The sequence below is a fragment of the Pseudomonas sp. WJP1 genome, from assembly GCF_028471945.1.
In the GTDB taxonomy this organism is placed as follows: Bacteria; Pseudomonadota; Gammaproteobacteria; order Pseudomonadales; family Pseudomonadaceae; genus Aquipseudomonas.
The window spans coordinates 3,109,669-3,127,123 of record NZ_CP110128.1 but is presented as its reverse complement, the minus strand read 5'-3'; the positions used below and the strand labels follow the sequence as shown (position 1 = coordinate 3,127,123).

17 protein-coding genes are annotated in these 17,455 nt (G+C 58.4%); 8 read left to right on the top strand and 9 right to left on the bottom strand.

Features of this window, described 5'->3' with window-relative positions; all coding sequences use genetic code 11:
* Positions 1-14 precede the first annotated feature (14 nt).
* Positions 15-2,372: a fimbria/pilus outer membrane usher protein gene (locus OH720_RS14190; protein WP_272606135.1), complete on the top strand. Its 2,358-nt coding sequence runs from the start codon at positions 15-17 to the stop codon at positions 2,370-2,372.
* Positions 2,369-3,331: a Csu type fimbrial protein gene (locus OH720_RS14185; RefSeq protein WP_272606134.1), complete on the top strand. Its 963-nt coding sequence runs from the start codon at positions 2,369-2,371 to the stop codon at positions 3,329-3,331. The genes OH720_RS14190 and OH720_RS14185 overlap by 4 nt, the downstream gene beginning before the upstream one ends.
* A gap of 49 nt (positions 3,332-3,380) precedes the next feature.
* Here OH720_RS14185 and OH720_RS14180 read toward each other — a convergent pair whose 3' ends face one another.
* Entirely contained in the window at positions 3,381-4,505 is a 1,125-nt protein-coding gene (locus OH720_RS14180; RefSeq protein ID WP_272606450.1) for an agmatine deiminase family protein, read from the bottom strand.
* A gap of 481 nt (positions 4,506-4,986) precedes the next feature.
* Here OH720_RS14180 and OH720_RS14175 point away from each other — a divergent pair, with 481 nt between their 5' ends.
* On the top strand, positions 4,987-6,003 hold the full coding sequence (locus OH720_RS14175) for a GlxA family transcriptional regulator (protein WP_272606133.1): 1,017 nt from the start codon (positions 4,987-4,989) through the stop codon (positions 6,001-6,003).
* 127 nt (positions 6,004-6,130) lie between these two features.
* Here OH720_RS14175 and OH720_RS14170 read toward each other — a convergent pair whose 3' ends face one another.
* From OH720_RS14170 to OH720_RS14160, 3 genes are all read right to left on the bottom strand, one after another.
* Positions 6,131-7,471: an MFS transporter gene (locus tag OH720_RS14170; protein ID WP_008059874.1), complete on the bottom strand. Its 1,341-nt coding sequence runs from the start codon at positions 7,469-7,471 to the stop codon at positions 6,131-6,133.
* 226 nt (positions 7,472-7,697) lie between these two features.
* Complete coding sequence (locus OH720_RS14165) at positions 7,698-8,909, bottom strand: M24 family metallopeptidase (protein ID WP_180206232.1); 1,212 nt, start codon at positions 8,907-8,909, stop codon at positions 7,698-7,700.
* A 227-nt stretch (positions 8,910-9,136) separates the two neighbouring features.
* Complete coding sequence (locus tag OH720_RS14160) at positions 9,137-10,216, bottom strand: GlxA family transcriptional regulator (RefSeq protein WP_272606132.1); 1,080 nt, start codon at positions 10,214-10,216, stop codon at positions 9,137-9,139.
* Positions 10,217-10,431: 215 nt separating this feature from the next.
* Between OH720_RS14160 and OH720_RS14155 the strand changes: the two genes are divergently transcribed.
* On the top strand, positions 10,432-10,878 hold the full coding sequence (locus OH720_RS14155; protein WP_272606131.1) for a hypothetical protein: 447 nt from the start codon (positions 10,432-10,434) through the stop codon (positions 10,876-10,878).
* A gap of 59 nt (positions 10,879-10,937) precedes the next feature.
* A complete protein-coding gene (locus tag OH720_RS14150) occupies positions 10,938-11,363 on the top strand; it encodes a transporter (RefSeq protein WP_272606130.1) in 426 nt (141 codons plus the stop codon).
* A gap of 60 nt (positions 11,364-11,423) precedes the next feature.
* On the opposite strand, the gene OH720_RS14145 is transcribed toward OH720_RS14150, so the two are convergent.
* Together OH720_RS14145 and OH720_RS14140 are read right to left on the bottom strand one after the other, a co-directional pair.
* A complete protein-coding gene (locus OH720_RS14145) occupies positions 11,424-11,651 on the bottom strand; it encodes a YMGG-like glycine zipper-containing protein (protein WP_008059889.1) in 228 nt (75 codons plus the stop codon).
* A gap of 11 nt (positions 11,652-11,662) precedes the next feature.
* Positions 11,663-12,040 carry a hypothetical protein gene (locus tag OH720_RS14140; RefSeq protein ID WP_272606129.1) on the bottom strand — a complete coding sequence of 126 codons (378 nt, stop codon included), beginning with the start codon at positions 12,038-12,040 and terminating at the stop codon, positions 11,663-11,665.
* A gap of 345 nt (positions 12,041-12,385) precedes the next feature.
* Between OH720_RS14140 and OH720_RS14135 the strand changes: the two genes are divergently transcribed.
* The gene (locus OH720_RS14135) at positions 12,386-12,790 is read left to right on the top strand and encodes a DUF6632 domain-containing protein (protein ID WP_272606128.1); all 405 of its coding nucleotides are present in this window, start codon (positions 12,386-12,388) and stop codon (positions 12,788-12,790) included.
* Positions 12,791-12,994: 204 nt separating this feature from the next.
* Here OH720_RS14135 and OH720_RS14130 read toward each other — a convergent pair whose 3' ends face one another.
* From OH720_RS14130 to OH720_RS14120, 3 genes are all read right to left on the bottom strand, one after another.
* On the bottom strand, positions 12,995-13,366 hold the full coding sequence (locus OH720_RS14130) for a hypothetical protein (RefSeq protein ID WP_272606127.1): 372 nt from the start codon (positions 13,364-13,366) through the stop codon (positions 12,995-12,997).
* 98 nt (positions 13,367-13,464) lie between these two features.
* Positions 13,465-14,406, bottom strand: a complete 942-nt coding sequence (locus OH720_RS14125; protein ID WP_272606126.1) for a hypothetical protein — start codon at positions 14,404-14,406, stop codon at positions 13,465-13,467.
* A gap of 142 nt (positions 14,407-14,548) precedes the next feature.
* Positions 14,549-15,013, bottom strand: coding sequence for a response regulator transcription factor (locus OH720_RS14120; RefSeq protein ID WP_272606125.1), 465 nt, complete (start codon positions 15,011-15,013; stop codon positions 14,549-14,551).
* 497 nt (positions 15,014-15,510) lie between these two features.
* Between OH720_RS14120 and OH720_RS14115 the strand changes: the two genes are divergently transcribed.
* Both OH720_RS14115 and OH720_RS14110 read left to right on the top strand, forming a co-directional pair.
* Complete coding sequence (locus OH720_RS14115; RefSeq protein ID WP_272606124.1) at positions 15,511-16,419, top strand: peptidylprolyl isomerase; 909 nt, start codon at positions 15,511-15,513, stop codon at positions 16,417-16,419.
* Positions 16,419-17,417, top strand: coding sequence for a HupE/UreJ family protein (locus OH720_RS14110; protein WP_272606123.1), 999 nt, complete (start codon positions 16,419-16,421; stop codon positions 17,415-17,417). The genes OH720_RS14115 and OH720_RS14110 overlap by 1 nt, the downstream gene beginning before the upstream one ends.
* Positions 17,418-17,455 lie beyond the last annotated feature (38 nt).

Here is a 17,455-nt window from a genome sequence, read left to right as displayed (position 1 = left end):
GACGGAAAGCGGTAATGAGCCAGGGTTGGGCTCGCAGTTTGCGGCGTCCGTTGTGGGCCATGGGCTGTGCGTGTTGCCTGGTGGTTTTTCATCACGCAGAGGCCGGTGACCTGCCGCCTCCGCCCAGCGGCATGGAGGCAGTTGCCGATGCGCAGTTGTTCCTGGAACTGGTGGTCAACCAGATGAACACCGGACGAGTGGTGGCGGTCGAGCAGCGCAACGGGCAATTTTTCCTGCCCGCCAGTGCGCTGCATGAAACCGGCATGAAACTGCCGCAAGACATCGGCGCCGAAGTCGGCCTCGACAGCTTGCCGGGCCTGCACAGCGAGTACGACAGCAACGCCCAGCGCCTGTTGCTGGAGGTACCGCCCGACTGGCTGCCGGAGCAGTTTATCGGCCGTCGCCAAAACTATCCGCGTACCGAGGCAATGAGCAGCTTCGGCGCCCTGCTCAACTACGACCTGTACCTCAACGACACCGATGATGCCAGCACTTACCTGGCCGCGTGGAACGAAGTGCGACTGTTCGACAGTTGGGGCACGCTGTCCAACACCGGGCAATATCGGCGCACCTTGTCCGGGGACGCGGTTGACACGCGCAGCAATGGTTACCTGCGCTATGACACCACCTGGCGCTATTCCGATGACGATCGGTTGCTGACCTACGAGGCGGGCGACCTGGTCAGCGGTGCCCTGCCCTGGAGCAGTTCGGTGCGCCTGGGTGGCGTGCAACTGTCGCGGGACTTCGGCGTGCGCCCGGACCTGGTGACCTACCCCTTGCCGCAGTTCGCCGGCGAGGCCGCGGTGCCGTCGTCGGTAGACCTGTTCATCAACGGCTACAAGTCCAGCAGCGCCGATCTGCAACCAGGCCCTTACACACTGACCAACATTCCGTTCATCAACGGTGCCGGCGAAGCCGTGGTAGTCACCACCGACGCCCTGGGACGCCAGGTCTCGACCACGGTGCCGTTCTACGTCACCAGCAGCCTGTTGCAAAAAGGCCTGTCGGACTTTTCCGTGGCGGCCGGCACCCTGCGCCAGGACTACGGCCTGCGGGATTTCAGTTATGGCCCCGGCGTCACCTCCGGCAGTTTGCGTTACGGCCTGAGTGACAACCTCACCCTGGAAAGCCACGCTGAAGCCTCGGACGCGCTGGCGCTCGGCGGCGTTGGCGGCAATGTGCAGCTGGGCAATTTCGGCGTGCTCAACAGCGCCGTCAGCCAAAGCCGTTTCGACGGGGAAACCGGACAGCAACTGAGCCTCGGTTACCAATACAGCAGCCAGCGCTACAGCTTTTCCTGGCAGCGCCTGCAACGGCGTGATCAATATGCCGACCTGACCGCGGTCGACAGCCCCTACACCACTCTCAGCAAACGCAGTGAACAGGCGACCCTGAGCGTTAATCTCGACACCTGGGGCAGCCTTGGCGCCGGGTATTTCGACGTGCGCGCAGCGGACGACTCGCGCACCCGCCTGCTCAACCTGACCTGGAGCAAACCGTTGTGGCGCAACACCAGCTTTTACCTGTCGGCCAACCGCGAGATCGGCGACAGCAACTGGGCGGTGCAGGCGCAACTGGTGATTCCCTTCGACCTGCGTGGCAGCCTGGCCATCGGCAGTGAACGCAGCAAGACCGGCCAATCGCAGCAGCGGGTCAACTACAGCCGCGCCGTGCCGACCGAGGGCGGGGTCGGCTTCAATCTCGGCTACGCCAAGGGTGACGGCCCCGATTACCGGCAGGCCGACCTGACCTGGCGTTTGCAGTCGGTGCAATTGCAGGCCGGGGTCTACGGCACCAACGATGCCGAAACCCGTTGGGCCGATGCCAGCGGTTCGCTGGTGTGGATGGACCGCCAGGTGTTCGCCGCGAACCGCATCGACGACGCGTTTGTAGTGGTCAGCACCGATGGCTACGCCGATATTCCGGTGCGCTACGAAAACCAGCAGGTGGGCCAGACCGATCGCAACGGCCACCTTCTGGTTCCGTGGAGCAGCGCCTACTACCGCGGCAAATACGAGATCGATCCGCTCAACCTGCCGGCTAACGTGCGCAGCCCGAACGTCGAGCAACGCATCGCGGTGCGGCGTGGCAGCGGCTATCTGCTGGAGTTTCCGCTAAGCCGGGTGATCGCGGCGAGCATCGTGCTGGTGGACGCGCAGCAGCAGGAGTTGCCCTTGGGCAGCGGTGTGGTGCATGAGCAGAGCGGCACGCAAACCGTGGTCGGCTGGGACGGCCTGGTGTACCTGGAAAACCTGCAGGCGCAGAACGATCTGCGGGTGACGTTGGCCGATGGCAAGACCTGCCACGTGCAGTTCGCCGCCGACCCGACGCAGGATCAGATCCCGCTGATCGGGCCGTTGGTGTGCCGATGAAGTGGCTGATGCTGCTGGCGCTCTGGCTGCCCGTCCCCGCCTGGGCCTTGTGTTCGGTGGTCAGCACTACGCCAGTGGCATTCGGTACATTGAGTTCGATTGCCGTGCGCACCACATCGCAATCCGGTTCCACGCTCAACGGCGGCTTGAGTTGCACCGGCTCGCTGTTGACGTTGCTGACCAGCGACGATCACTTCTGGGCCACGGTGACGTCGACCCAGAGCGGTTTGCGCGGTCCTACCGGCGACATCATCGGCTACACGATCTACGCCAACAACAGCACCAGCTTCCCGCTGACCCGCGGCACCGCCTACGACTTCGCACGCAACGGCATCATCGATGCGCTTGGCCTGCTCGGTGGCACGGTACCAAAAACCGTGCCGCTCTACCTCGGCACGACGATTGGCAGCAACGTGGCGGCCGGGGTCTACACAGAAACCCTGAGCATTTTCTGGAACTGGAACTACTGCTCGGGTATCGGCATCGGCAGCGTTTGTCTGGGGCGTGATATCAGTAGCGGCACTACGACGCTGACGGTGAACCTGACCGTGGCCAACGACTGCACCATCACTGCGCCGAACATCGCCTTCGGCAGCGCGCCGGTGGTCAGCGCCTTTACCGCGGTGACCGGGCAGACCATCAACCTGGCGTGCACCAAGGGCAGTGCCTACACCGTGGGGCTGAGCGATGGGCAGAATGCGGTCAGTGTCGGCGGGCGGCGTCGGATGATCTCGAGCGGCAATTATCTGGCCTATGACATCTTCAAAAGTGCCGGCACGACCCGCTGGGGGAGCGTGGGCAGTGCGCGAAGGGCGAGTTCCGATGCCGAGGTCAATCCGGGAAATGGACTGGGCACGGGGAGCCAGATCTTCAATTACAACGCGAAGATCTATACCGACCAGGCGACTCCGCCAGCGGGGACTTATCTGGACAGTGTGGTGTTGGATGTGGGGTTTTGATGTTTGCTAGCTGACCCGGATTTTGTGGATGTCCCCTGCTCGCTCCTGACTAAGCCAAAGGTTGGTGACTGGTCACACAGTGGATGCCGCCACCACCTGCGGCGATTGCGTCGATGTTGAGCTGCACCACCTCACGGTCCGGGTAGAGTTCAGACAACAGGTCAAAGGCTTTGGTATCGGCTGCCTTATCACCGAACTGGGGCGCAATGACCGCACCATTGATCACGAAGTAATTGATGTAGCCGGCGGCGAAGTCTGGACTCCTTTTGCTGAATTTGTTCTGACGTGGATTCATCGGTGGAGAGACTGTATGCACTTGCAGCCTGCGGCCGTCCGCATCAGTGGCATTTTTGAGAATATCCAAATGGGCAAGCGTCACCTTGTGGTCGTATGACTCAGGGTCGTTGTCGAGGTTGGCGATCACTACTCCTGGCTTGACGAAACGGGCGTAGAAGTCGACATGGGCATCGGTGATGTCCTTGCCTTTGATTCCAGGCAGCCAGATGATTTTGCGCAAACCCAGCCTGGCTTTCAGTTCTTCCTCTACCTCTGCCTTGCTCCAGTCGGGGTTGCGGTTGGTATTGATCCAGCTGCTTTCGGTCATGATCCCCGTGCCGTGGCCATCCACTTCGATACCGCCACCCTCGCCCACCAGCTCGCTGCGGATGTAGCTGGCATCAGCCTTCCTGGCAACCAGAGCGGCCAGTTGCGCATCATCGCCATGCCGCTGTTTGTTGCCCCAGCCGTTGAAGTTGAAATCCACGGCACCGAGCCCGCCTTCGTCATCAATGACAAAGTTGGCCCCGATATCGCGCATCCAGATATCGTCCAGTTCCGTGATGACAAACGTGATGTTGGCCGTCCCGCATTTTTCTTCGGCCAAATCCCGCTCGCTCTCGCGACAGAACACGGTTACCGGCTCATATTCGGCAATGGTGCGGGCGATCAGGCCCAGGGCGTCTTGCACGTTGGGCGTGAAGTCTTCCCAGATGGCCTCCTGCGCACCAAAGGCGACGAAGGCCCGCTGGTGTTTGTCGCCCTCATCCGGCATATGCCAGCTGCCCTTGACGGCCGCTTGCACTCGGGAGGCACTCAGGCCCAGTCCCATGGACGCGGCTGCGCCCAGACTGGCAACTACCGATACCTGTTTAATGAACTCGCGACGTGTCGACATGTATGTATCTCTCAATTCACCCGGGATCAATCGTTCACAGGTGACATCACCAGGAAGAATGACCCATGCAGTCTTGGCAGGCATGCTACGGCTGCAAAAACAGGTAAACAAACGATGTATTTTGCAGAGAAATGATTAGTGGTACTTATCAATATGCTCAATCACTGCACGCCTCTCGGCACCCTTTGAGGCTGTGAAGCTGCCCCCGGCTGGGCAGCTTCCACAAGGCAGCCGCAGAGTTGCACCTTTTTTTCTTGATCTCGCATGCCTTACTCCCACGTTATCCACGCCCCCCTCCAGCGAATCCAGACTCATGGCATCTTGCGTGCATATTCCTTTCGTCACGGTCTATTGACCGGACACTCGATGTAAAATCCTGAAGCCTGTAAACAGGGCTTACAATCACAAAAACGAGATGACGTTACCCGTGTTGGCAGCTTGCCGCGGAGCACGTCACTGATGCAGTCGAGGAGCGGTAATAATGGCGAAACTCCAGGTGGCGAAACCCGCCGCAGGACGCTCGGCGAATGAACAACAGCCCGTGAAAACCGTGGGTTTCCTGGTCATCCCCAACTTCACCACCATCGGCTTCGCCTCCGCCGTGGAAACCCTGCGCATGGCCAACCTGGCCGCGCGCAAACCGATGTTCCGCACCGTCATCATCGCCGCCAGCCTCGACCCGGTGACGGCCAGCAACGGCATGCGCATCCTGCCCGACCACAGCATCACCGATGCACCAAAGCTGGACATGCTGTTCGTTGTCGGATCAAACCCGATCGTCTCCAGTCACAGCAGCCGACCACTGCTCAATTGGCTACGCAAGCTGGCGCATGATCAGGTGCCACTGGGCGGGATTTGCACCGGCAGCCACTTGTTGGCGCGCGCCGATCTGCTCAAGGGCTATCGTTGCACGATTCACTGGGAAGACATCGAAGCACTGAAGGAGCGTTTCCCGGGGATCATCATTTCCAATCAGCTGTTCGAGCTGGACCGTGATCGCTACACCTGCTCCGGTGGCGTGGCCTCCATGGACATGACCCTGCAGTTGATCGCCCGCGAACCCGGTGGTCGGGACATCGCTGCCCACACCGCCGAGTTGCTGTTGTGTGACCGGATCCGGGGGGCGCAGGAACAACAGCGTGTGCCATTGCGGCAGAAGCTGGGTACCTCGCAACCCAAGCTCAGCCAGATGGTGGCGATCATGGAAGCCAATCTCGAGGAGCCGGTGGGCCTTGAGGAACTCGCGCGGTTGAACGAGGTGTCGGTGCGCCAGCTGGAGCGTCTGTTTCACAAGCACCTGCAACGCACGCCGAGCCAGTACTACCTGGAGTTGCGCCTTGCACGGGCGCGACAGCTATTGCTGCGCAGCGAATCGCAGGTACGTGACATCGCCCTCGCCTGCGGTTTCGTTTCGCCGGCGCATTTCTCCAAATGCTACAGCCGGTTCTTCGGTGTATCGCCTATTGGTGAGCGCAAGCAAGTGGCAGCCGTACATTGATACTGGCCGCACTGGCCTCATCGCGAGCAGGCTCACTCCTACATTGAACCGCGTCCGTCATTACAACTCGGTCAACTGTAGGAGTGAGCCTGCTCGCGATGGCGTCCCTGAGATCACCGTATGAAGGTCAGTCCTGCAAAGCCTTATGCGCCGTCTCCCGACTCGCCAGCATGGCAATCAACGCCACCGCCGCAGCCGCCAACAGATACCAGGCCGGGGCCATTTTGTTGCCGGTCAGCTGGATCAGCCAGGTCGCGATAAACGGCGCGGTGCCGCCGAACACCGCGTTGGCGATGTTGAAGCTGAAGGCAAAACCACTGAAGCGTACGCGGGTGGGGAATATCTCGGCGAGGAAGCACGGCAAGGTACCGTCGTTCATCGCCAGGATCGCGCCAAACGCTATCTGGATCATCAGAATGACGATCAGGGGCTGATTCTCCAACATCCCGAACAGCGGAAATGTCAGCGCCAGGAACAATACCGAAGCGGTCACCAGCATGGTCTTGCGTCCGAATCGGTCCGACAGCTTGCCCATCAGGAAAATCAGCCCGATATAGGTCGCCAGCGACACCGTCGACGCCAGGAACGAATCACTTTCGCTCATGCCCATTTCGGTGGACAGGTAGGTCGGCATGTAGCTGAGCAACAGGTAGAACGCCACGGCATTCAGGCAGGTCGCGCCGATCCCGATCATCACGCTGCGTCGGTGCACGGTCAGCAATTCGCGAACCGGAGCGTGGGTCGCGCACTCCTTCGCTTCAAGGCGTTTTTCCATCTCCAGGAACTTCGGCGTGTCTTGCAGACTCATGCGGATATAACGCCCCACCAGCCCAAATGGCGCTGCCAGCAGAAAGGGTAGGCGCCAGCCCCAGCTGTGCAGGTCCTCGACACTCATCCACGCATGCAGGCCGGCGACGAACACCGCACCAAACAGCAGGCCCGCTGCCGTGCTCGCCGGAACAATGCTGGTGTACAAACCGCGCTTGCCCTCGGGCGCATACTCGGCGAGAAAGGCCGAAGCCCCGGCGTACTCACCTGAAGCGGAAAAGCCCTGGAACAAGCGAATCAGCAACAACAGGGCCGGCGCCCACAGCCCGATATGGTTGTAGGTTGGCAGGATGCCGATGCAAAAGGTCGAGATAGACATGATCAGGATCGACCAGGACAGCGCACTGCGCCGCCCGTATTTGTCACCGAAATGCCCCCAGACCAGCCCCCCCAGCGGGCGGACGATGAACGACAGCGCGAACACTGCAAACGTCGCCAGTAGCGCGGTCGCCTTGTCGGTTTGCGGAAAAAAAGTCAGGGCGATGACGGTTGCCAGGTAGCCGTAGGCGGCATAGTCGAACCACTCGACGAAGTTGCCCATGAAGCTGGCACTGGCTGCGCGGCGCAGGGCCTTGCGTTCGGCCGTCTGTTCAAGTTTGTCTGCCATGGTTGGCGTCAGGTTTGCGGTTTGGGTGCTCATTGTGCACCTCCGGTGGTAGAGGTGCGGTTATCGAAATGAAAGCTCGGGACGTAGGACATGACAAAACCCTCTATTGTTTTACTTGGCAGGGTTAAGGCTCGGTAGATGCTGCGCGTTCTTGGGCGCGCATGCGTCGTTTTTTTCCGGTTTATCTCAGCCACCGGGAAGATTTTTCACCAATCGTCAAAGCAAGACGCCGCACAGGTTCACTGTGCGGCGCAGGGTCTTACTTCCTGATGATGTTGTGTTCCGGGCCATACGGGAACTTGGTGATGTTTTCCCCACCCTGCTCGTTGACGATCAGGATGTCGTGTTCACGATACCCGCCGGCACCAGGAAGGCCTTCGGGCAACATGATCATCGGCTCGATGGAGACCACCATCCCCGGTTCCAGCACTGTGTCGATGTCTTCGCGCAGTTCCAGTCCGGCTTCGCGGCCGTAGTAATGGCTCAGCGTACCGAAGGAGTGACCGTAGCCGAAGGTGCGGTATTGCAGCAGATCGTGCTCCATGAAGATCTCGTTCAATTGCAGCGCGATATCGCAGCAGCGCATGCCCGGCTTGATCAGCTTGAGGCCGGCCTCGTGCACTTTGACGTTGACTTCCCACAAGCGCAGATGCTCGTCGGAGCAATGGTCCAGGAACAACGTACGTTCCAGCGCGGTGTAGTAACCGGCGATCATCGGGAAGCAATTGAGGCTGAGAATGTCGCCCTTGTTGACCTTGCGCGACGTCACAGGGTTATGCGCGCCGTCGGTGTTGATGCCGGACTGGAACCAGGTCCAGGTGTCCATCAGCTCGGAATCCGGGAAGGTGCGGGCAATTTCCCGCACCATGGCCTGGGTGGCGTGCAGGGCCACTTCGTATTCCGGAACCTGGTCACGCAAGGCTTCGACGATGGCGGCACCGCCGATGTCCGCGATCCGTGCGCCATGACGGATGATCGCATGCTCTTCGGCAGACTTGATCATGCGCATGCGCATGCACGGTGCGGCGATGTCCACCAGTTCAGCCTGCGGATAGCGGCTGGCGAGCTTGTCGCGATTGAGCAGGTTCAGGTGGTCGAACTCGATACCGATGCGCCCGGCCTTGGGCAAGGCCTGCTGGATCGCGACGAAGTAGTTGTCGCGCTGCCAGTCGGTGTAGACGATGTTTTCAGTGCCGACGGTACGGCGCCATGGCTGGCCGCCATCGATGTTGGCGCTGATGGTCACGGCGCTGTCCTGGGTCACCACCAGCGCGTACTGGCGCCCGAAGGAGCAGTACAGGAAATCGCTGTAGTAGTTGATGTTGTGATAGGAGGTGAAGACGGCCGCGTCGATATTGTTCTGCGCCAGATAAGCCCGCAGTTTGGCCTGGCGGTTGGCATATTCCTGAGCCGAGAACGTCGGGCTTACCTTTTCGCCGTTCTTGATCTGGATGGTTTTCGGCATTTGCATGTCATTTATCCTTGTCATTGGTTGATCTACAGATGGCGCCAATCTGGCGGGCCGCTGAAGATCATTCGAACAGATGCAAACCAAGGTTTTTTGCGCGAATCCGACCTGTAGTTGGCCATATCCGCTGTTTGCGAAACGGCCAGCCCAGGCCCCTGCGCCAGAAACAAGAATGCCCCCGGCAAGCGCGGTGAAGGCCGCTTGGCGGGGGCATTGGCCAATGGGTAAGGTCAGTGCGGGAGCGACGGTGCGACGATTCGACCCGCTCTCGATGAAGCCGGTGCATTCAACGTTGAAGCCCGCTGACTGTGCGCTTTCGCCCCCATATGCTCACGAGGGTGCGCGCCGAAGTACTGGCGATAGCAGCGAAAGAAATGCTGCAGCGAGACGAACCCGCATTCCGTAGCGACATCCGACAGCGACAGCTCAGCGGCCCGCAACATCTGACGCGCCTGTTGCAGCCGCAAGTCCAGGTAGTGCCTGGACGGCGTGCAACCCAGGCTGCGCTTGAATAGCCGCTCCAGATGCCGCCGGGAAATACCCATGGTCTCGGCGAGTTCGTCGATGCCCAGCATTGGACTCAAATGCTCGCTCATCAACGCCAGTGTTGCCTGAAGTTTTTTCGGGACGTCCTGCACGGGCAGTAGCGGCCGGGCCTGGCGTCCTGCATGTTTTTCCATCCGTAGTATCAAGCCACGACCGTGGAACCTTGCGAGAAGCTCGTGCATCAACCCTTGAACAGCCTGCGGGCCGACACAAGTCAGGCGTTGGCGGTCGACGCAGAACGGAGCAGCCACCGGTGTCAACTTGCTGAAAGCGGCAAACTCCAGTGCTGCGGCGGGCTCTGGCAAGCTGCAACGGACACCCTCCAGGACGCCAATCTGCGCCAGCAACCAGCCTGCCTCGCCGAAGGCCCCGAGGCAGATCGGTTGCGCCGCCCAGTGGCTCAGCTGCTGGCGCAGGTCTGGATCAAGCTGCAGGTTATCGCCACCACAGAGGATCAACACATCGAGCGTTTGTGCCTGATCCAGTCGCGTGGTGGCGGTTGCGATGCCGTTGCTGGCGTTCAGTTGCTGCCTGTCCAGGCTCAGCATTTGCCACTGGCAAACAACCTGCCCTGCCAACTGGTTGGCCAGGCGCAGTGGCTCCAGTGCATTGGCCAGGGTGTACATATCGAAGGCTTCCATCAACCAGAAGCCGATACGCAGCATCGGTGGTTGTGGACGCTCGGATTCAGTCAGTTGCTCGCCTTGGCGGGAGCTTGCGGGGCCGACTCCAATCTTGAACCCGTCAAAAACACTGGTAGCCATCGTCGATCTCCGTGCCGCTTCAGAGGTGTCAGGAATTCACCCGATTGTCGGCATCAGGAACCATCAAGATGTGTCAGATTTCGACCCCTAAGTGCTCGTCACTACCAAAGACGAGCTGGATGTGTTGCTCGCACCAAGCCCCGAACCTTTCAAAGCCAATGCAGATGCACTACAACAATAGATAGAACCCTGAGGTCCTGACAGGAAGCACGCGAATGTGGATGAAACCCAAACTTTGCGTCGTCAGGCTGGCCCGGTTCGCATCCGCTTCGCTCATCATCGTTGCCCCCAGTGCAGTCGCGGAGGATCTCGAGCCCAGGTCCTACGCCAATACGCCGGTCGGTATCAATTTCCTGCTCATGGGCTACAGCGATCTCCAGGGTAACGTGACCGCCAACCCCTCCGTGCCACTCCAGAATGCCAAACTCAATATCAAGACTGTCGTGTTTGCCTTTGCCAGATCCCTGGACGTCTGGGGCCGCTCCGGAAAGTTCGATATCGTCGTGCCTGAGGCCAGGTTGACCGGCTCGGCGCTGTTTGCCGGTGAACCCAGGGAGCGCAATGTTACCGGGTTGATCGATCCAAGATTGCGCTTCTCGGTCAACTTGTATGGCGCCCCGGCGATGTCCCTGGCTGAGTTCCCCAGCTATCAAAAGATGTGATTATCGGCGCCAGCCTGGCAATTACGGCGCCACTTGGCCAATACGACTCGAGCAAGCTGGTGAATCTCGGCAACAACCGCTGGTCATTCAAGCCCGAACTTGGGATTTCCAAGCGCGTGGGACCGGTGACCCTGGAATTATCCTCTGCGGCAACCTTTTACACCGACAATAACCAGTACCTGGGTGACCGTACTTTTTCCCAGAACCCCACTTACCAGGCACAGGTGCATCTTATCTATGCCTTTAGCAACGGTGTCTGGGCCTCGCTGGATGGGACCTACTTCGCTGGCGGGAGTACCTCGGTCGACGGGATCGGTAACCACGACTTTCAGGAAAATACACGCTACGGGGGCACCCTCTCGCTGCCGTTGAACCGAAATAACTCGCTGAAGCTGTTTGCGAGTGAGGGTGCGCATACCCGTACGGGCAGCGAATACGATGCCATTGGCATAGTCTGGCAGTATCGCTTCGGCGGAGGGCTTTGAAGTTCGCGAGACATGATCCATGTCACAGCGAAGCCCTTGCCATAACTGGGATTGGCCCGCCTACTTCTGCTGCCGACTGCCTTTGATGTTGCCAGCAACCCCACCGGCGACGGCACCGATCGCAGCGCCAGTCCATCCACTGCCACCGGAGATCGCGGCAATGCCAGCGCCGGCCGCAGCACCGATGGCCGCACCGCTCACCGTCCCCTGCTGCTGGGCAGTCATCGAGGTGCAACCGATCACGCTCGCTGCGCTGAGGGCTGCGGCAAACAATAGAAACCTCTTCATGTGCACCTCCACTACTTATTCTGCTTCAGGCCGGGCACGACCATCTCGAACCAGATGGTCTCGAGGACGGGGCGTTTCACTCGGTCGGGATTGGCGGCATACCATTGGTTGAGCCTTTCGCGTACGGTATCGAGCGTTTGGCCCTTCAAGCCCCTGCCGAAACGTGGAATCAGGCTCTGCTCATCGGACGGCGGCTTCGCCCCGTAGTAGGCTGCCTCCACCTCGTAGGCATTGGCGATGCCGATGAGATAAACCTTCTTGAGCTGCTCCGACGACTGCACCCATTGCTCGCCGGTGATCATGGCAACCTGTTCGGCGCGGGCAATACCCGACGTCACCAGGGTCACCCAGGCCACCCCTATCAACATACCCCATCGCACTGCTTTCATCGCCTTCCCTCCTCGCCAGGTTGAACCTCGACGCCTATCGCTCGCTTCTTCGCCTCGCGCATCCATAATCAGCCGGTAACCCCGGGCCTACGGACAAGTTTAGATGCCTGCATGAAGGCCGCGATGTTTTTGACGCATGCTGGAATCGTTGCGACAACAGGCGCGCACAGAAAACGCGCCCTGAGCCTGCCGCCAATCGTCGATACGGCGGCGCAACTGAACTACCGCCAGTAAATCTTGAAAGCGCTGCTACCAGAGCTTGGAAAGTGACTTTGTAAGCTACCGTAAAGGTGTTATCACCCCACTTAAGGTCTATTTAGAGTCAGGCCCAAAGAGAGGTCCGCCATGACCGTAGTCGATCGCCTCAGGTATTTGCGCGTCGTTCTGGTTTTGGCTGGCCTCGCGTGCCTTGCGCTCCACCCACTGATGTTGTTCTGGCCGTCCGGCTGGGCCTGGCACGTCGGTCACTCGGACTACCCGATGATGATCGTTGGCATCTACGCCACACTTGGCGTGTTCTTGATCCTGGCCGCACGTGATCCATTAGCCAATCTGAGCCTGATCTGGTTCACCGTATGGTCTAGCGCCGTACACGGAGCAATCATGACCGTCCAGGCGGTCACCCAGCCGGGGCAAATGGGGCACTTGGCAGGTGACGTGCCGGCGCTCTTCATCGTGGCGGTTGCCTTGGCCATCTTGACGCCTCGTTCGCAATTGGCCGCTCGGCCCCGGACACACAATGGGGCCTGAGAGCAGGTTTGACTGACCGTGCCCCCCTACTGTGCGAGACCGGGCGAGTATCTCTTCTAAGACGGTACTCACCCGATTGTCGCTGGTCATAGCATCGTTGCGAAATGTGCAGCGGTCGCGCTCTACATCAAGTGACCGCGTTCGTTTGCAAGACAGGTCGGGGCCGCCGATTGAAGTCAACCGGTGGTCAGGTGCAGCGACTGCCTATCGGACAATAGCCGGCAGTAGCTTTCTGGTCTTGATGTACGTGTCACTATCGCACCAAGTGAAAAGCACTTGTCCATTTTCATTATGTTTATCGTAGGCGATTTTTGAGTCATCCGGGCCGTCGACCTGCACCATGGTGGCACCTGGAAATGCTCGTGCAATTCCCAATGATTTTTGCAACTCTTCAGCGTCGAATTTCCGGTCAAACTCGCCATCAGTGTTCCCGTGAAAACCGTAATATACCGTTATCGCCCCGGCATTTTTGATGAGTTCCTTGACTTTCTCCAGCTTTGGCGTGAATCCATCAACGTCAGTTTGGCCATCGTTGGTGAAAACGTTTTTCTCGTATCGAACAATTTCATCTGTCATGACAAACTCCTTGACTTGACGCTTCTATAAAATTAATTGACCAGTGGACTCTTTCGTCCTGAGTCAACTTGCAGGGTGGCTCATTCACTCAAGCACCTCTACAACATGACCAATTCCTTACGTTTTGCCAGCACGAGTGCGGCATTATTTTCCGCCTTCAACAACTTCTTCTGGTTGATCAGCTCGGCGGTCTCGGAAATTTTCGTGTTGATTTCCTTAATCATGTCTTCGAGGGCAATGAAGTCGGATTTGTAGTCTGCGATAGCAGCCTTCAGATCCCCCTTGTTCTTTGTCTTGTAGTCGGCAATCGCCATGCCATGAACTTGCTGGCTCAGATCTCCGACCGCCCCTTCAAGGTCATTTTGCTGGGAAATAAGGCCATTGATTCTGTCGAAGTTGGCAAGTGCACGTGCTCGATCGGCCGACATCCGAACATCGTAGATGTAGAAGTTTTGAACAATGATTTCACTATTGAAGAAATCTTTGCTACTGAACTTGTTCTCCATCACGCAAACGAACATGCTCATCCCTGGAATGATGTCCTTTTGCACAATCTGCTTGGACAAGTCGGTTTCCGTCCCGGTCTTGATGGCGGAAAGAATCCCTGTGATGGCCTGAAAGGCTGCATTGGCGATGATTGCTTCGGTTCCGGCCATCATTGTCAGAAGATTTTGCGTCGTCGGCGAGATGGTGCTTCCCTTGGCAGCGGGAGCTGTAGGAACCTTGTCGTCCTTTTCGCCTTTCGTCGGCGGCATGTCTATGGCTTTCCCTCCAAAGACAGCCGTGCGAACGTTTTCGATCATATCGACCACGTTGCTGAGCGACCACGTCGAAGCGGTAGCCAGGTGTTGGTACGACCCGCTTGCCAAAGGTTGGGCATCGTCCCATTTTCCGTCTGCGTAGAATTTCTTGATCTGCGCATCCAAAACTTTTTGGGCTTCTGCCGCAGTTTTGTCCAGTTCTGTATTTCTTTCATCGATGTATTTTTGAAATGCGGTGTTTTCCTGGCCTATTGCTTTGATGTCTGTTGAATGTCCCATTTGAATCAAACCTCTCTGCAGATCGTTGATAAGTAAATGGTGAATCCCCTCTTTGCGTCGCGGAACCCAACGGGTCCCGCAACGCACTTTCAATCTATAAGACGATAGCGAGACTTCAAATACCTCCGATGTCGTAGGTCGCCTACTCGTAAAGTGCAACAAGCTGCCCGATGCTGCGAAGATTTAGCTTGCGCAACAGATTCTCGCGGTGCTTGCGGACAGTGAGATCGGCGATTTCAAGCAGTCTGGAGATGTGCTTGCTTGTGTGTCCCTGGATTACCAGTTTCATCACCTGGAGCTCCCTGGCCGAAAGGACATCGTACAATGGGCGCTCGACCAACTTCGGCAAGTAGTTCTGCTGCCTGGCGTGTTCAATCAATTGCCTGGCATTCCGGAATCCCGCTTTGCGGAGCATGTTGCGACGGTGCGTCTTGACTGTAAACTTACTGATGGCAAGCTCGGATGCGATTTCCCGGCAAGATAAGCCCCTTGCCATCAAATGAAGAATTTCTATCTCGCGCCGTGTCAGCGGTGGCCGCTGGTCATTCATCGCACGGATCCGCCAGTAGCCGAAATGCCGCTGCATCACCCTGCTGAATAGATTCAAACAGGCTTATTGCCGCGACGAAGCGCAGCGCCAGCACTGGCTGAGGCGTTACGCAAGCACGCCACTGCGCCTCGGCCAAGGCGAGAAGAGCTGATCCTCCCTTACGATTCAGAAGGGGTTCGAGAAAGGCTTTTCCATGCACTTGAAGAAGCTCCCTGCCCCCAGATCGTTTTTATCCCAAGCTATCGCCTGGCGCTGGCTCGTACGGGTGATTCGACTGGACGCGTCGTTTGGGCCTCAGCAAAAAATGCACGGTAAGCTGCGTCCGCGAGAAAGTGGCCAGAGGGTTTGGCCTCTCGGGTACTGATCATTGGGGTAAGACGAAGGCAGCAACCGGCCAGAGGTGCAAGACTGGACGGCCCTGGAGAAATGGTTAATCCGATTGCTACTAAGCCTTAGTGCCTATCGTGATTAGCCTTGGTGGAAAGTTCCGGTACAGCAGTAATACTCCACTGTGCTGCGAAAACTACTCACAGTATATCGTGGGGCAATAAGTCATGAACTTGGGTGCATGTGAAGCGAAAGAATCTCGACTTCCGCTAATCAGGCGATGCCTTCGCCAGCCGTTATTGCACTTTCTAATCGCCGGTTTTGCGCTCTTTGTAGTGTACGGAGGTTTACACCGCTCAACCCTTGATCAAGATCCCCAACGCATCGAAATCACGCCTGAAGTTGTTCAGCGGATCGCGACTTCCTGGATGGCGCGATGGCAACGCCCCCCATCGGAGCAACAGTTGCAGGGCCTGATTGATGAGTATGTGAAAGAGGAAATCCTCTATCGCGAAGCACTGAAACTTGGCCTGGATAGAGACGACACGATTGTTCGCCGCCGACTGGCGCAAAAAATGGACTTCCTCGCCGAGGATGTAGCGTCACTTCGCGAGCCGGCACCCGGTGTACTGGAGGCCTGGTACAACCAGCATCAGGACCAATATGCCCCGCCGCCACTTTTGACCTTCCATCATTTGTTTTTCGCCTTGGACAAACGCGGTGCCGATGCGCAAGCGCAGGCTCAGTCCGCACTCAGTGGGCTGTCAGACAAAAACAGTGGTGAGGGCGATGCATTCATGTTTAAAAACGCCTACTCAGAACAATCCCGGGATCAGGTGGCGCGGGTCTTTGGCTCAACGTTCGCCACTTCATTGTTCAAGCAAACACCGGGTAGTTGGGTGGGGCCTGTGGAGTCGGGCTTTGGCTGGCATCTGGTCTGGATTGACGCGCTGGCCAAATCACCTCCTCCGCCCTTCGAAGCCGTGGCCCAGCAGGTCAAGTCCGATTGGTTGTCCGAACAACGCAGCGCATCGAAACGCGCGAATTTCGATGCACTTAAAGCACGCTATAAGGTCGAGGTCATGATACCGGCGTCCTCCGGTGCGATTGCCGCCACACCCACGGAGCGGCCGTGATGCGGTGCACGGTATGGCTGCTATTGATGCTCTGGTTCGCAGGGCTAACGGCCATCGCCCATGAGTCGCGCCCCGCTTACCTGGAACTCAACGAAACGGCCGCCGGGCGCTATGACGTACTGTGGCGCACGCCTGTGCTTTCTGGCATGCGATTGCCGATTGCGCTGCGGTTTGCCGAAGGTGTGCGCACTGTCGTAGAGCCTGTGGAAAGCGAACTGAACGACTCACTGATCGAGCGTCGGGTCATTGAAGCCGGTCCCGCTGGCCTGGTCGGGCAACGTATTGAATTCATCGGCCTGCAAGCGAGCATCACCGATGTGCTGGTGCGTGTCTCGCGCCTGGATGGCAGCCTGGCGACCACCCTCGTCCACCCCGCGCAACCCTGGATAGAGATCATGGCCACGCCAGGAACGTTTTCGGTGGCCGGTGCATTTCTGGTCCATGGCATCCAACACATCCTCGGAGGCTTCGATCACCTGCTGTTCGTCTTCGGCCTCCTGCTGCTGGTGGGCAATGGCTGGATGCTGGTGAAGACGATCACCGCATTCACCCTCGCCCATTCCATCACCCTGGCACTCGCTACACTGGGTGCGGTCCGGCTGCCCGGCCCTCCTGTGGAAGCGACGATTGCGCTGAGCATTCTGTTGCTGGCAGTGGAAATCGCCCGCAAGAACCGTGACAAAACCAGTTTCACCCTCCAGTGGCCATGGGTGGTGGCGTTCTGTTTTGGCTTGTTGCATGGCTTCGGTTTTGCCGGTGCGCTGGCGCAAATCGGTTTGCCGCAGCGCGATCTGCCGCTGGCGCTGCTCACCTTCAATATCGGCGTCGAGATCGGCCAACTGCTGTTCGTCGCCGTCGTGTTGAGCCTGCGCGCGCTATTACTGCGTTGTCGACTGCCACGACCTGCAGTCATGTATGCCCGACCGATTGCTTCTTACGGGTTGGGCACGCTGGCTGCCTTCTGGTTTTTCGAAAGAGTCTCGAGTTTCTTGTCCTGAGTTGCACCCAGTCATTGCCGTATTCCGGAGACGTGGAA